This window comes from Pseudokineococcus sp. 1T1Z-3, assembly GCF_037482365.1.
Classification (GTDB): domain Bacteria; phylum Actinomycetota; class Actinomycetes; order Actinomycetales; family Quadrisphaeraceae; genus Pseudokineococcus.
In genome coordinates this window covers 153900-167727 of the sequence record NZ_JBBHZF010000026.1, presented here as the reverse complement: position 1 = coordinate 167727, position 13828 = coordinate 153900, and the positions used below count along the sequence as shown (strand labels likewise).

The 13828-nt window shown below is 77.0% G+C and carries 13 protein-coding genes; 5 read left to right on the top strand and 8 right to left on the bottom strand.

Annotation, left to right across the window (positions count from 1 at the left end):
- Positions 1-158: 158 nt before the first annotated feature.
- Complete coding sequence (locus WDV86_RS12850; RefSeq protein ID WP_339568031.1) at positions 159-1184, bottom strand: TIGR03557 family F420-dependent LLM class oxidoreductase; 1026 nt, start codon at positions 1182-1184, stop codon at positions 159-161.
- A gap of 149 nt (positions 1185-1333) precedes the next feature.
- On the opposite strand from WDV86_RS12850, the gene WDV86_RS12845 reads away from it, so the two are divergent.
- Both WDV86_RS12845 and WDV86_RS12840 read left to right on the top strand, forming a co-directional pair.
- Positions 1334-2227 carry a DUF3097 domain-containing protein gene (locus tag WDV86_RS12845; protein ID WP_339568030.1) on the top strand — a complete coding sequence of 298 codons (894 nt, stop codon included), beginning with the start codon at positions 1334-1336 and terminating at the stop codon, positions 2225-2227.
- 121 nt (positions 2228-2348) lie between these two features.
- Complete coding sequence (locus WDV86_RS12840) at positions 2349-2870, top strand: DUF4870 domain-containing protein (RefSeq protein ID WP_339568029.1); 522 nt, start codon at positions 2349-2351, stop codon at positions 2868-2870.
- A 4-nt stretch (positions 2871-2874) separates the two neighbouring features.
- Here WDV86_RS12840 and hemW read toward each other — a convergent pair whose 3' ends face one another.
- Positions 2875-4134 (bottom strand): radical SAM family heme chaperone HemW, encoded by a 1260-nt coding sequence (gene hemW / locus WDV86_RS12835; protein WP_339568028.1) that lies wholly within the window; start codon positions 4132-4134, stop codon positions 2875-2877.
- Positions 4135-4251: 117 nt separating this feature from the next.
- Between hemW and WDV86_RS12830 the strand changes: the two genes are divergently transcribed.
- Complete coding sequence (locus WDV86_RS12830) at positions 4252-4884, top strand: GNAT family N-acetyltransferase (protein WP_339568027.1); 633 nt, start codon at positions 4252-4254, stop codon at positions 4882-4884.
- On the opposite strand, the gene WDV86_RS12825 is transcribed toward WDV86_RS12830, so the two are convergent.
- Positions 4854-5537: an MOSC domain-containing protein gene (locus tag WDV86_RS12825; RefSeq protein WP_339568026.1), complete on the bottom strand. Its 684-nt coding sequence runs from the start codon at positions 5535-5537 to the stop codon at positions 4854-4856. The genes WDV86_RS12830 and WDV86_RS12825 overlap by 31 nt on opposite strands.
- Positions 5538-5625: 88 nt before the next feature.
- Between WDV86_RS12825 and WDV86_RS12820 the strand changes: the two genes are divergently transcribed.
- The gene (locus tag WDV86_RS12820; protein ID WP_339568025.1) at positions 5626-5838 is read left to right on the top strand and encodes a hypothetical protein; all 213 of its coding nucleotides are present in this window, start codon (positions 5626-5628) and stop codon (positions 5836-5838) included.
- Between the two features lie 100 nt (positions 5839-5938).
- Here WDV86_RS12820 and lepA read toward each other — a convergent pair whose 3' ends face one another.
- Positions 5939-7810, bottom strand: a complete 1872-nt coding sequence (gene lepA / locus WDV86_RS12815; RefSeq protein WP_339568024.1) for a translation elongation factor 4 — start codon at positions 7808-7810, stop codon at positions 5939-5941.
- A gap of 235 nt (positions 7811-8045) precedes the next feature.
- On the opposite strand from lepA, the gene rpsT reads away from it, so the two are divergent.
- The gene (gene rpsT, locus WDV86_RS12810; protein ID WP_339568023.1) at positions 8046-8306 is read left to right on the top strand and encodes a 30S ribosomal protein S20; all 261 of its coding nucleotides are present in this window, start codon (positions 8046-8048) and stop codon (positions 8304-8306) included.
- Between the two features lie 105 nt (positions 8307-8411).
- Here rpsT and WDV86_RS12805 read toward each other — a convergent pair whose 3' ends face one another.
- The 4 genes from WDV86_RS12805 to WDV86_RS12790 all read right to left on the bottom strand — a co-directional run bounded on the left by WDV86_RS12805 (position 8412) and on the right by WDV86_RS12790 (position 13742).
- Positions 8412-8684 carry a YciI family protein gene (locus WDV86_RS12805; RefSeq protein WP_339568022.1) on the bottom strand — a complete coding sequence of 91 codons (273 nt, stop codon included), beginning with the start codon at positions 8682-8684 and terminating at the stop codon, positions 8412-8414.
- A 104-nt stretch (positions 8685-8788) separates the two neighbouring features.
- On the bottom strand, positions 8789-9820 hold the full coding sequence (holA, locus tag WDV86_RS12800; protein ID WP_339568021.1) for a DNA polymerase III subunit delta: 1032 nt from the start codon (positions 9818-9820) through the stop codon (positions 8789-8791).
- A 104-nt stretch (positions 9821-9924) separates the two neighbouring features.
- Positions 9925-12687 (bottom strand): ComEC/Rec2 family competence protein, encoded by a 2763-nt coding sequence (locus tag WDV86_RS12795; protein ID WP_339568020.1) that lies wholly within the window; start codon positions 12685-12687, stop codon positions 9925-9927.
- The gene (locus WDV86_RS12790) at positions 12684-13742 is read right to left on the bottom strand and encodes a ComEA family DNA-binding protein (RefSeq protein WP_339568019.1); all 1059 of its coding nucleotides are present in this window, start codon (positions 13740-13742) and stop codon (positions 12684-12686) included. The genes WDV86_RS12795 and WDV86_RS12790 overlap by 4 nt, the downstream gene beginning before the upstream one ends.
- Positions 13743-13828 lie beyond the last annotated feature (86 nt).

Genomic DNA, 13828 nt, shown 5'->3' with positions numbered 1-13828 from the left:
CCGTCGCCGCGAGGCCGGCCGCACGGGCAGCTGGCACTCAGATGTCGTGAGTGCCAAGCCTACGCCCGTGGGCGTCGGGTCCTGGGCGGTGCCCGTGCAGCCCTCGAGGGCCGGCCCCCGTGGGGCCGGCCCGCCGGCCACCGGCGGGCCGGCCGCGGTCAGCCGCCGCGGACGGCGCCGACGACGCGGTCGGCGAGCCCCGGGCCGCCGGCGTCCTGCGAGGGCGTGAGCGCACGCAGCGGCTCCGCGAGCTCGCGGGCGAAGAAGTCGAAGAATCCGTCCGGGTCGGGGCCCGCGTTCATCGTGACCACGTGGTCGAAGCCGGCGTCCACGAACTGCTGGGCCACCTCGAGGTGGCGGGCGACGTCGGGGCCGCAGGCGAACTGGGCCTTGATCTGCTCCGTCGTGACGCTCTGGGTCGCCGCGTCGAAGTTCACCGGGTTGGGCAGCTCGGACATCACCTTCCACCCGGTCAGCGCCCACCGGGTCTTCTCCCACACGGCCGCGGCGGCGGTGTCGGCGTCCGGCGCCCAGGCGAGCGGGATCTCGGCGAAGGCGGGACCGCTGCCGCCGAGCCGCTTCCAGGTCGCGACCATGTCGCCCTTGGGCTCGGTGGCGAAGAGCCCGTCACCGAGCTCGGCCGCGATGCGCGCCGACGCCGGGCCGCTGGCGGCGACGGCGATGGCGGGCAGGTCCTCGGGCAGGTCGAAGACCCGGGCGTCCTCCAGCTGCAGGTGCTTGCCCTCGTAGGAGCGGTAGCCGCCCTGCCAGAGCAGCCGGATGATCTCCAGGGACTCGCGGAAGAGCTCGTGCCGCTGCCGGATGCCCGGGAAGTGCCGGGTGCCCACGACGTGCTCGTTGAGCCGCTCCCCGGCGCCGACCCCGAGCGTGAACCGCCCGTCGGAGATGATCTGGAGCGTCGCGGCGGCCTGGGCGATGACGGCCGGGTGGTAGCGGACGGTCGGGCACGTGACGCCCGTCGCGAGGCCGAGGGAGTCGGTCCTGGCCGCGATGTTCGCGAGCAGCGCCCAGGTGAAGCCGCTGTGGCCCTGCGTCTCCAGCCACGGGTGGAAGTGGTCGCTCATCTCCACGAAGTCGAAGCCGGCGCGCTCGGCCTCGACGGCCTGGCGCACGACCTCCTTGGGGTCGAACGCCTCGGTCGCGAGCTTGTAGCCGATCTGCATGGGGGTCCTCTCGCGGTGACGGCCGCTGGTGCCGCCGGGGGCGGGATGGTGCGGCGACGACGCTAGGAGCGGCGGGAGCAGGCTGCGCGGCGAGGGTCACCCCGCGTGCCGTCCGGGGCGGGCCGAGGGGGGCGGCTAGCGTCCGCGCCATGAGCCCCACCACGCCGCCGGGCCGCTACGGCGGCGACGTCCTGGCGGGCGACTGGCGCCGCCCGCCCCATGGGCGCTCGGTCGACCTGCGGGCCGAGACCGGTCTCGTGGTCGAGGAGGCCGAGACCGGCTGGGTCGGTGCCGTCGTCCGGGTGGAGAAGGCCGGGGGCACGCGCGTGGTCCACCTGGAGGACCGGCGCCGCCAGGTCCGCGCCTTCCCGCTCGGCCCCGGCTTCCTCGTCGACGGGCGTCCCGTGCGGCTCGTGCCGCCCGCCCCCTCGACCCCGGCGGCGGGCCCCACGTCCGGCCCGGCGCCGGGACGGACGGCCAGCGGCTCCCGCGCCGTCCTGGGGGGGCGGGCACGGGTGGCGCGGGGCAGCCGGATCTGGGTCGAGGGCCGCCACGACGCCGAGCTGGTCGAGAAGGTCTGGGGTGACGACCTGCGGGTCGAGGGCGTCGTCGTCGAGGCCCTCGACGGCGTCGACGACCTCGGCGGGGCGCTGGCCGCCTTCGGGCCCGCCCCCGGCCGGCGGGTCGGCGTCCTCGTGGACCACCTCGTGCCCGGGACCAAGGAGTCGCGCATCGTCGACGCCGTCCGCGCGGACCCGCGCTGGCGGGGGCTCGTGCACGTCGTCGGGCACCCCTACGTCGACGTCTGGGCGGCCGTGCGACCCCGGGCCCTCGACCTGCCGGCCTGGCCGGAGGTGCCGAGAGGCCAGTCGTGGAAGCACGGCGTCCTGGCCGCGCTGGGCTGGCCGCACGCCGACCAGCGCGACGTCGCCCTCGGGTGGCGGCGCATCCTCGGCGCGGTGACGACCATCGCCGACCTCGAGCCCTCGCTGTCCGGGCGGGTCGAGGAGCTCGTCGACTTCGTCACCGAGCCCGGCACCTGACCGCGTCCACCCCGGCAGACCCGGACGCCGGAGGAGGGCCTTCTCGTCTGGAGCCGGGCGCTCGGCCGGCCGTAGGCTCGACCTGAGCGGCCGAGCGGTCGCGGCAGAGGAGGGACGTCCCGTGTCCGACCAGCAGCCCCGTGGTGACCAGCAGCCGGCGCCCGGCCCCCAGCAGGGGTACGGCCAGCAGGAGTACGGCCAGCAGGAGTACGGCCAGCAGGGCTACGGCCAGCAGGGGTACGGCCAGCAGGGGTACGGCGGCTCCCCGCGCGGCGGGCCGCGGCCCGAGGGCGCCGACGACCTCTCGCCGGCCGACCAGCGGCTGTGGGCCACGCTGACGCACCTCTCCGGTCTCGTCTCCTCCTTCGTCGGGCCTCTCGTGGCCTACCTCGTCCTGCGCGAGCGGGGGCTGTTCGTGCGCGAGCAGACGAAGGAGGCTCTCAACTTCCACATCACGGTCGCCGGCGTCTTCGCCGCCACGTGGCTGCTCGGGATCGTGACCTTCGGCATCCTCACCTTCGTGCCCGCGATCGCGTCGGTCGTGCTGCCGGTCTACGCCCTCGTCTTCGCCGTCCTCGCGGCCGTCCGCAGCAACGGCGGCGAGCGCTACCGCTACCCGCTGACGCTGCGTCTGGTGCGCTGACGCGTCACCAGCCGAGCAGGCGGCGGACGACGCCGTCGGCCAGCAGGCGGCCGCGGTCGGTGAGCACGACCCGTCCGCCTCCGGCCATGTCGACGTCGGCCGGGGAGGGGTGGTGCCGCAGGAGCCCGTCGGCGACGACGTCGGCGACTCGCGCGCGCCCCTCGGACGGCAGCACCGCCGCGGGCAGGCCGTCGGCGAGCCGCAGCCCGAGCAGCACCCGCTCCACGAGGCGTGCGCCGTCGTCCAGCACCTCGCGGGAGTGGGCCGGTGAGCGCCCCTCGGCCAGCCGTGCGCTGTAGGCGCCGGGGTGCTTGACGTTCCACCACCGCACCCCGCCGACGTGGCTGTGGGCGCCGGGCCCGACCCCCCACCAGTCGTCGCCGCGCCAGTAGGACACGTTGTGGCGGCACCGGGTGCCCGGGCCGCTCGACCAGTTGCTCACCTCGTACCAGCCCAGGCCGGCGGCGAGGAGCAGCGCGTCGGCGTCCTCGTACTTGCCCGCGAGGTCGTCGGGGTCGGGCAGGGACAGCTCGCCGCGGCGCACCTGCCCGGCCATCCGGGTGCCCGCCTCCACCACGAGCGCGTAGGCGGAGACGTGGTCGGGCTCGCACGCGAGCGCCGCCTCGACGCTGGCCCGCCAGTCCGCCGGGCTCTCCCCCGGCGTCCCGTAGATGAGGTCCAGGCTGACCTGGAGCCCGACGTCACGGGCCCACCGGACCACGTCGGGGACGCGGGCGGGGTCGTGCGTGCGGTCGAGCGTCGCGAGGACGTGCGGGACCGCGGACTGCATCCCGAAAGACACACGCGTGAAGCCGCCGGCCGCCAGCTCGGCGAGGGACGCCGGGGTCACGGAGTCCGGGTTGGCCTCGGTGGTGACCTCGGCGTCGTCGGCGAGCCCGTGGACGGTGCGGACGGCGTCGAGCAGCCCGAGCAGGTCACGGCTGGCCAGCAGCGTCGGCGTGCCTCCCCCGACGAAGACGGTGGAGACCGGCCGCGGCGGCAGGCCGGCGGCGGCCAGCACCTGGCCGGACATCTCGACCTCACGCGCGGCCACGGCGGCGTAGCCGGCGCGCGAGGAGCCGCTGCCGGCGCCGCCGAGCTCCTCGGCGGTGTAGGTCGTGAAGTCGCAGTAGCCGCAGCGCACCCGGCAGAACGGCACGTGGAGGTACATCGCCAGCGCCCGCTCGTGCGCACCGTCGACGACCGAGCCGGGCAGGGCGCCGTCGGGCGGGGCGGGGTCGCCGACGGGCAGGGCAGGGCTCACGGGGACATGGTCTCTCGACCGACGCCGTCGCCCGTCGACGGCCCGAGCGCCGCACCGGGGCCTCGTGCCACCAGCCGGCCGGCAGGTGCACCGCACGGTCGGGGCGAGGATGGGTCCGTGCGGGAGCAGCGGGCGGCGCAGGACTCCGCGACGAGGGCGCACGTCGCGGAGGGCGAGGGTGTCGGGGTGCGGCTGCACCCGCTGCGGCCTGAGGACGTCGCCCTCCGGGCGCAGCTCCTGGCGCTGGAGCCTGCGCCGCACCAGCTGGTCGACTCGGCGAGCGCTCGGCAGACCCTGCCTGCGGCGGACGCCGACCCGCGACGGGCCCCGTTCGCCGTCCTCGCGGGCGGACGTCCCGTCGGCTTCGGGGTGCTCGACCGCGGGGAGTGGCTGGCCGCCGTCCTGGACGACCCGGCCCGCGCCGTCCTGCTGCGCGGCTTCTACCTCGCGGCCGCCGAGCAGGGCCGCGGCTGGGGCACCCGGGCGGCCGCCGCCGTCCCCGCGCTGGCCGCACAGGTGTGGGGCCCACCGCCGGCAGGGCCGGCGCTCGCGGTGCTCACCGTCGGCGACGGCAACGTGGTGGCGCAGCGCGCCTACGCGGCGGCCGGCTGGACCGACACGGGCGTGCGCCAGGTCGGCGGCGAGCTGGGCGCGCTGCGGGTGCTCGTCGCCGCCGTCCCGCACGACGGCGCTTCCCGGCCGGGGCGGCGGGGGTCGGCTCAGGCCGAGGCGAGCGCACGCTCGCAGTAGGGCCGCAGGTCGGCGGCGAGGGCGAGCGCCCCGGAGTCCTCGGCGGCCAGCAGGGTCCGCGCCTGCTCCGGCGAGCGGCTGGCGAAGAAGCCTGACGCGGTCACGCCGTGGCCGGGCCGGGAGAGCACCTCGACGGCGTCGCCCGCCGCGACGGGGCCGGGCGTCACGACGCGCAGGTACACCCCCGGGCGACCGCGCTCGGTGAAGCGCCTGACCCACCGCTGCTCGCCGAGGTGGCGGGCGAAGGTCTGGCAGGGCGTGCGGGCCATCGTCACCTCCAGGACGAGCGTCTCCCCTACGCGCCAGCGCTCGCCGACCTCGGCGCCGTCGACGTCGACGCCCGTCGTCCGCAGGTTCTCCCCGAACAGCCCGGGGGTGACGTCGCGCGCCAGCACCCCGGACCAGTGGTCGGCCTCCTCCTGCGCGTAGGCGTAGACCGCCTTGTCCGGGCCGCCGTGGTGCTCCCGGTCGGCCTGGACGTCCCCGCGCAGGCTGAGCGTCCCGACGTCGACCCGCTCCGGGACCGGGCGCTTGTCGATGGCCGTGACGTCGCCGCGGTCGCCGTCCGCGGCGAGGGCGTGGACGCGGCAGACGGCGAGGACCTGCCCGCCGCGGGTCAGGCCCGAGCCAGCCGGGTCGTCGGGAGCTGCCATGGGCGCAGTGAAGCAGGCGCCGAGGGCAGACGGCGGCACCTCGGGCACCCCCGCTCAAGGTCCCGGCCGCCATGACCGATGCACGATCGTGACCTCGACCGCCAGGCCCGACGCGCCCAGCGCCACGGACGACGTCTCCGCGCAGCGGCCCACGGGCGCGCCCGCGCCCGCCTCGACGGAGGGTCACGGGCTCGTCGCCGTCCTCTCCGCGCAGGAGCGCTGCCGGCTGCAGGACGCCGCCGCTGCCTCCTCGTGGGCGGCCGTCGACCGTCGTCGCACGCCCGCGCGTCGCCGCCGCTGACCACGACCGCCGGCACCGTCCGGGCAGGGGCGACGACGTCCGCCTCGGCGCCCGCCCGCCCGACGCGAGAAGAGGCGACGAGGTCCGCCAGGTCGGACGGCTACTTCTTCGCGGCGTCCTTGACGTCGGCGTCGGAGCTCAGCGCGGCGATGAAGGCCTCCTGGGGGACCTCGACGCGGCCGACCATCTTCATGCGCTTCTTGCCCTCCTTCTGCTTCTCCAGCAGCTTGCGCTTGCGGGTGATGTCGCCGCCGTAGCACTTGGAGAGGACGTCCTTGCGGATGGCACGGACCGTCTCGCGGGCGATGACGCGCGCGCCGATCGCCGCCTGCACGGGCACCTCGAACTGCTGGCGCGGGATCAGCTCCCGCAGCCGACCGGCCATCATCGTCCCGTAGGGGTAGGCCTTGTCCTTGTGCACGATGGCGCTGAAGGCGTCGACCTTCTCCCCCTGCAGCAGCACGTCGACCTTCACGAGGTCGGCGGCCTGGTCACCCATGGGCTCGTAGTCCAGGGAGGCGTAGCCGCGGGTCTTGGACTTCAGCTGGTCGAAGAAGTCGAAGACGATCTCCGCGAGGGGCAGCACGTAGCGCAGCTCGACGCGCTCCGGGGACAGGTAGTCCATGCCTTGCAGCTCACCGCGCCGGCCCTGGCACAGCTCCATGACGGGCCCGATGAAGTCGCTGGGGGCCAGCACGGTCGCCTTGACGACGGGCTCGCGGACCTCCTTGACCTTGCCCTCGGGGAACTCGCTGGGGTTGGTGACCCGCAGCACCTCGCCGTCGTCCATCGCGACCTCGTAGACGACGCTGGGCGCCGTCGAGATGAGGTCGAGGTCGAACTCGCGCTCCAGCCGCTCGCGGACGATCTCCAGGTGCAGCAGCCCCAGGAAGCCGCAGCGGAAGCCGAAGCCGAGGGCCACGGACGTCTCGGGCTCGTAGAGCAGGGCGGCGTCGTTGAGCTTGAGCCGGTCGAGGGCGTCGCGCAGCACGGGGTAGTCCGAGCCGTCGATGGGGAAGAGCCCGGAGAAGACCATCGGCTTGGGGTCGCGGTACCCGCCCAGGGAGTCGGTCGCCGGCCTCGCCGCGTCGGTCACGGTGTCGCCGACGCGGGACTGGCGGACGTCCTTGACACCGGTGATGAGGTAGCCGACCTCCCCGACGCCGAGGCCCTCCGACGGCGTCGGCTCCGGCGAGCTGACGCCGATCTCCAGCAGCTCGTGCGTGGCCCGCGTCGACATCATGGCGATGCGCTGGCGCGGCCGGAGCGTCCCGTCGACGACGCGGACGTAGGTGATGACGCCGCGGTAGGTGTCGTAGACCGAGTCGAAGATCATCGCCCGGGCAGGCGCGTCGGCCACCCCGACCGGCGGCGGCACCCGCTCGACGATGCGGTCGAGCAGCTCACGGACGCCCTCGCCGGTCTTGCCCGAGACCCGCAGCACGTCGCCCGGGTCGCAGCCGACGAGGCCGGCGATCTCCGCCGCGTAGCGCTCCGGCTGCGCGGCGGGGAGGTCGATCTTGTTGAGCACCGGGATGATCTCGAGGTCGCCCTCCATCGCCAGGTAGAGGTTGGCCAGCGTCTGGGCCTCGATGCCCTGGGAGGCGTCGACGAGGAGGATCGCCCCCTCGCAGGCGGCCAGGGACCGCGAGACCTCGTAGGTGAAGTCGACGTGCCCGGGCGTGTCGATCATGTTGAGCGCGTGCGCGACGCCGTCCACCGCCCACGGCATCCGCACGGCCTGGCTCTTGATGGTGATGCCGCGCTCGCGCTCGATGTCCATGCGGTCGAGGTACTGCGCCCGCATGGCCCGCTCGTCGACGACCCCGGTGATCTGCAGCATGCGGTCGGCGAGGGTCGACTTGCCGTGGTCGATGTGGGCGATGATCGAGAAGTTCCGCAGCAGGGCGGGCTCGGTCGCGGCAGGCGCGATGCCCTGCTCGCCGGTCTCGCTGCGGGCCGGTGCGCTCACGGGCTGGGGCCACCTCCGTCGGGCGGGCTCGGGGCGGGACGCCCGTGGTCGAGGACGTCCATCGTCGCACGCAGGGCGGGCACCTCCGCGCTGGTAACCTCGTGCGGGTGCGCCCGGCGCGCGTCTCGTGACGCGTCCGACGAGCGTGTCCTCGAGCAGCGCCTGCTGGGTGGCTGCGCCGACGAGGGCGACGAGACGACGACGACCACCCTGACCCGACCTGGAGCACCTACCCGTGGCCAACATCAAGAGCCAGATCAAGCGCATCACGACCAACGAGAAGGCGCGCCTGCGCAACAAGGCCGTCAAGTCCGAGCTCAAGTCGGCCGTGCGCTCGGTCCGCGAGGCTGCCGCTGCCGGCGACCGCGACGCCGCGCAGGTCGCCCTCGCCCACGCCTCCAAGCGCCTGGACAAGGCCGTGAGCAAGGGCGTCATCCACAAGAACCAGGCCGCCAACCGCAAGCAGGCCCTCGCCAAGCGGGTCGCCTCGGTCTGAGCCGTCCGCCGCGCCGGGCTCGTCCCGGCGCCTGCCGCCGCCGACGAAGGGGCCGCGCTCCCGCGGGAGCGCGCCCCTTCGTCGTCCCTGCGACAGGGCGGCTCCTCAGCCTCCGACGACGACGGACCACGCCCGTACGGAGACCACCTCGACGACACCCTCGCGGGAGAAGGGGTCGGCCTCCAGCAGCGCCCTGGCCTCCCGCTCGTCCTCGACGCGGTAGACCAGGCACGCACCGGTGCCGTCGGCCCACGGCCCCGACATCACCAGCGACCCGCCCGCGTGCAGCCCGCGCAGGTACTCACGGTGCTCGGGGCGGACCGCGGCGACCTGCTCGGGCGTTGCGGTGTAACGGATCTCGGCGACGACGTGGGTCACGGGTGCTCCTTCGTGCTGGGCCGGCGGGACCGGGCGCGATCGGTGGGCTCTGGTCGCGGGTGGGGGGTCGAGAGCGTGGGCGGAGGGCCCCGGCCGAGGGTGGCTCATCGCTCGTGCGAGGCGCAGAGGGCCAGGACGGCGCGCTCGAGGGCGTAGACCGGGTCGCGACCGCCTCCCTTGACCGCCTCGTCGGCCTCGGCGAGGACGACGACGCCGGCGCCGAGCGCGGCCGGTGACCAGCCGCGCAGCTCTCGGCGAGTGCGCCCGACCATCCACGGCTGCATGCCGAGGGCCCGCGCGACGTCCTCCTCGCGGCCCTGGGTGCCCGCGACGAGGGCCATCTGCCGCAGCCGCAGCGCGAGGACGGCGACGATCGGCACCGGGTCCAGGCCGGTGCTCACCGCCTGCCGGACGAGCGCCAGCGCCTCGCCCCGGTGCCCCGCCACGACGGCGTCGGCGACCCGGAATCCCGTGGCCTCGACCCGCCCGCCGTAGTACCGCTGGACGTCCTCGACCTCGACGGTGCCGCTCGTGTCGGCGACGAGCTGGGCGCAGGAGGCGGCGAGCTCGCGCAGGTCCGAGCCCACGGCGTCGACGAGGGCGCGGGCGGCAGGCGCGGAGATCCGACGGCGCGCGGCGCCGACCTCGGCGCCCACGAAGGCGATCTTCTCGTCGTCGCGCTTGACGGGTGGGCAGTCGACGACGACGGCGCCCGGGACCGCGCGCGCGGCGTCGAGGACCTTCTTGCCCCGCTGGCCGCCGGCGTGGCGCAGCACGAGCACGACGTCGTCCGCCGGGGCGGCGAGGTAGCGCAGCACCTCGGCCTCGAAGCCCTCCCCCGGCGCCTCGACGCCCGTGACGACGGCGAGGCGCTCCTCGCCGAAGAGCGACGGGCTGGCGACGGCGTCGAGCGCCCCGGGGCTGTGGGCGGCGGCGTCGAGGGTGGTCACCTCCAGGTCGGCGTGCTGCTCGCGGGCCAGCGCCGTGACCCGCGCGACGGCCCGTTCGCCGAGCAGCCGCTCGGTGCCCGTGACGAGCACGACGGGCCCGGGGACCGCCTCGGTCCACGGCAGGCCGGCGGGGCCCGGACGCCCGCGCCCGCCGCCCCTGCTCCTCGACGACGAGCCTCTCGGCACCGACCCTCTCGACGCCGACCCCTTCGACGCTGGTGCCTTCGCCGCCACAGGTCGCAGGGTGCCACGACCCGCCGACGACGCCCCTCCCCCGGCTGGCCGGGCCCTCAGCACGTCGCCGCGACCCGCCGCCGCGGCACGACCGTGAGCGACCCGGGCGTCCCGGCGACCGCGACGTCCCCCGTCGCCGTCGTGCACGCGACCAGCGCGCCGACGTCGGCGTAGAGCTGCAGGGCGCTCGGCGTCGGGTGGCCGTAGGTGTTGGCCCCGACCCCGACGAGCCCCACGCGGGGGGAGGCGAGCGCGGCAAGACCCGGGTCCTGGTCCGCCGAGCCGTGGTGGGCCACGCCGAGGACGTCGACGGGCCACGCGCCGAGGTCCGCGGCGGTCGCCCGTCGCAGCTGCGCCTGGGCCCCGGCGCCCAGGTCGCCGAGGGCCACCACCGACACCGCGCCCCCACCCCCTGGGTCGACGACGTCGAGCCGGACGACGACGCTCGCGTCGTTCGCGCCGTCGCCCTCGCCTGCGCCGTCCGCGCCGGGGACGTGGGCATCGCGCGGGTATCGGCCGGCGGCGGGACCGAGCACGCGCCACGGCACCTGCCCCGCCACCCCGGCCAGGCCGGCCTCGCCGCGCTCGGACGGCACGCCCTCGGCGGCGAGCTGCGCAGCCACCTCCTGGGCCGCCGCCGACGGCACGGCCAGCGGGCTGACCACGGCCCGGGTGACCTCGCGCCCGTCGAGGACGCCGGGCAGCCCGTCGACGTGGTCGGCGTGGAAGTGCGTCAGCACGAGCAGGTCCACCCGCCGCACGCCGAGCCGGTCCAGGCAGCCGTCCACGGCGGGCGGGTCAGGCCCCGCGTCGACGACGACCGCGGCCTCCGGCCCGCTGCGCACGACGAGGGCGGCGCCCTGCCCGACGTCGCACTGGACCGCCACCCAGCCGGGCGGCGGCCAGGCACCGCCCCGGACACCGGTGCGCGCGAGCAGCAGGCCGAGACCGGCCACGACGAGCAGCGCGGCGGCCGTCAGCGCTGTCGCACGGCGCCACCGGGGCACGCCTCGTGCCGTGGTCGTCGACGTGGTCGACGCCCGCTGCGGCCGCGTCCCACCCCGCCGGCCCCCCTCCCGCCGGTCCCCACCCGGCCGGTCCCTGGCGCGCGGGTCCCAGACGCGCAGGTGACGGACGCGCAGGTGCCGGCCCACCGACACGGCGGCCGGGGCCAGGACCAGCCCGGCGAGGAGGACCCCGCTGAGCAGGGCAGCCCCACCCCACCCACCGGGCCACGGCAGCGCGGCGCCGGGGACGCCTGCGCCGGTGCGCGCGACGAGGGCGACCCACCCGACCGCCCAGGCCGCCGGCAGGGCGAGCACCTGCGCCGCCGTCGCCGAGAGCGGCGCGACCGCGAGCGCGGCGACGCCGAGGACGGTGGCGGGCGCGACGGCCGGCGCCGCGAGCAGGTTGGCCGGGACCGCCGCGAGCGACACCTCCGGGGCCAGCAGGAGCAGCACCGGGGCGCAGAGCGCCTGCGCGGCCGCGGGGACCGCCACCGCCATGGCCAGACGCGCCGGCAGGACCCGGGAGAGGGCGTCCGCCCACGGTGCCGCCAGCAGCAGCAGGGCGCCCGTGCCGAGCACCGAGAGCGCGAAGCCGACCGAGCGCGAGGCCCAGGGATCGGCGACGACCAGCACGACGACGGCCGCGGCCAGCAGCGGCACCCCGCGCCCGGGCCGGCCGGCGACCACGCCGAGGAGGGCCGCCGAAGCCATCACCCCGGCGCGCAGGACGCTGGGGTCGGGACCGGCGACGCCGACGAAGGCGACGAGCGCCGTCAGGGCCAGCGCGGTGCGCAGGCGCCGCCGGGCGCCGAGCAGCGCGGCCCCGGCCGCCACGGCGGCGACCAGGACGGCCGTGTTGCCGCCGCTGACCGCGGTGAGGTGCGCGAGCCCCGTGGTCCGCATGTCGTCGGAGAGGTCCTGCGGCATCCGCGAGGTGTCCCCGACGACGAGCCCCGGCAGCAGGCCGCGCGCGTCGTCGCCGCGCCCGGCGACCGCGTCGTGCAGCCCTCCGCGCAGGGACGCCGCCGTGGCCCGCCAGCCCGTGGGCGGCTCGACCGCGCGCACGCCGCCGACCAGGCGCAGCACGGCGACGACGTCGTCGCCCCGCTCGGCGGGCGACAGGCGACCGACGAGGTGCACGACCTCGTCACGGGACCGCTCGCCCAGGTCGACGCCACCCACGACGAGCAGCGCGCCGCGCGCAGGGGCCACGACCCCACGACCGGTCACCTGCTCGGGCACCACGCGCACGACGAAGCGCGGTCGTCCGTCGCCCCAGGACCCCTCCCGGGGTCGGACGGCGGCGGGCTCGCCGGCGACCCGCCCGACCACCTCGACGACGGCCGAGCGGGCGACGAGGTCTGGCACCAGCCCGCCGTCGCGCTCGGCGACGCGCAGGGCCGTCGTCGCGGCCACGACGGCAGCGACCAGCAGGACGACGGCGACGGCCGACCTCGCGGGCGAGGGCCCGCGTCGTCCTGCGTCCCTCCGTCGTCCTGCGCCCGTACGTCCTCCTGCGTCCCCGCGTCCTCCCGTGACTCCGAGCCGTCGCGGGCCTGCGGGCCGCCCCGCTCGTCCACCGGCCCGCAGCAGCCCCACGACGGCCACGCCCAGCAGCAGCGCGACCAGCAGCGAGAACCCCGCGGGGAGCGCGACGGCCGCTCCGGCGCTCGCCCATGCCGCCAGCGCCGCCGGCACCAGCCGCAGGTCGGCGGCCTCCACCCCGGCGACGGGTGCTCGGTCGTCCTCCTCACCTGCCGCCAGGAGCGGGCGCCGGGTCACGGCGCCCTGCCCGCCCGCGGGCGGGCTCACGGCACGACCACGAGGTCACGGAGGTCGGCCAGCCGGGCCTCGCCGATGCCGCTGACCTCGCCGAGCTCCTCGACGCTGGTGAAGGAGCCCAGCTGCGCGCGGGTGTCGAGGATCCGCTGGGCCAGCACGGGCCCGATGCCGGGCAGGGCGTCGAGGTCGGCCGCCGTCGCGGTGTTCAGGCTGACCCGGCCGGTCCCGCCGGCCCCAGGAGCGGCGCCGGCTCCACCGTCGGCCGTGCCGCCGGCTGCCGCCCCGGTCGCGACGGCGAGGTCGGGCGCCGCCAGCGGCGCGACCTCCTCCCCCGGCGCCGGGACGAGCACCTGCTCGCCGTCCACGAGCACCCTGGCGAGGTTGACGCGCGCCAGGTCGGCCTCCGGCGTCGCCCCGCCGGCGGCCTCCAGCGCCTCGCCGACGCGGGAGCCTGCGGGCAGCCGCACGACACCGGGGCCGGCGACCTGGCCGACGACGTGCACCACCACCTCGGCCGGGCCGGCTGCGGAGGCCGTCGAGGCCGGGGCGGGCGCCGGCCCCGGCGAGGGGGCCGAGGGAGCCGCCGCCGACGGCGCGGGCGCCACCGGCGTCGCACCCGGTACCGCGGTCGTCTCGGCGGCCGCCGGCGTCTGCGCCCGCACGGGCACGGGGACGCCCGGCGCCCCGGCGGAGGAACGGACGGCGAGCCCCAGCACGACGACGGCGGCGACCACGAGGACGGCGACGACCACGGGACCCGAGAGCCCCCAGCGTCCGTGCCGCACGGCCACGGGGACGCGGTCGGCGAGCGCGCCCACCAGCTGCGGCCAGAGCCCGAGCCCCTCGGCGAGGTCCCCGTCGGCGACGTGCCGCCCCGACGCCCGACGACCCGGCGCGCCCTGCCGTCCTCGGTGGCCTCCTCGCCCGTCGCCCGGGGCGACGTCCTCGTCGAGCTCGTCGTCGCTGTCCTCGACCTCCTCGGGGCTCCCGCCGTCCCGCCCGCCGGCACGCCCACCGACCAGCACGGCGTCCAGGCGCCGTCGCACGAGCTCGGCGTCCGTCACGTCCTCCTTGCGACCCGGCACGTGCCGACTGTGGCGCCGCCCGCGAGCCGAGCCGGCGCCCGGCACCGGGGCTGTGGACGAGCCCCGCACCCCTGCCGCTGTGGACG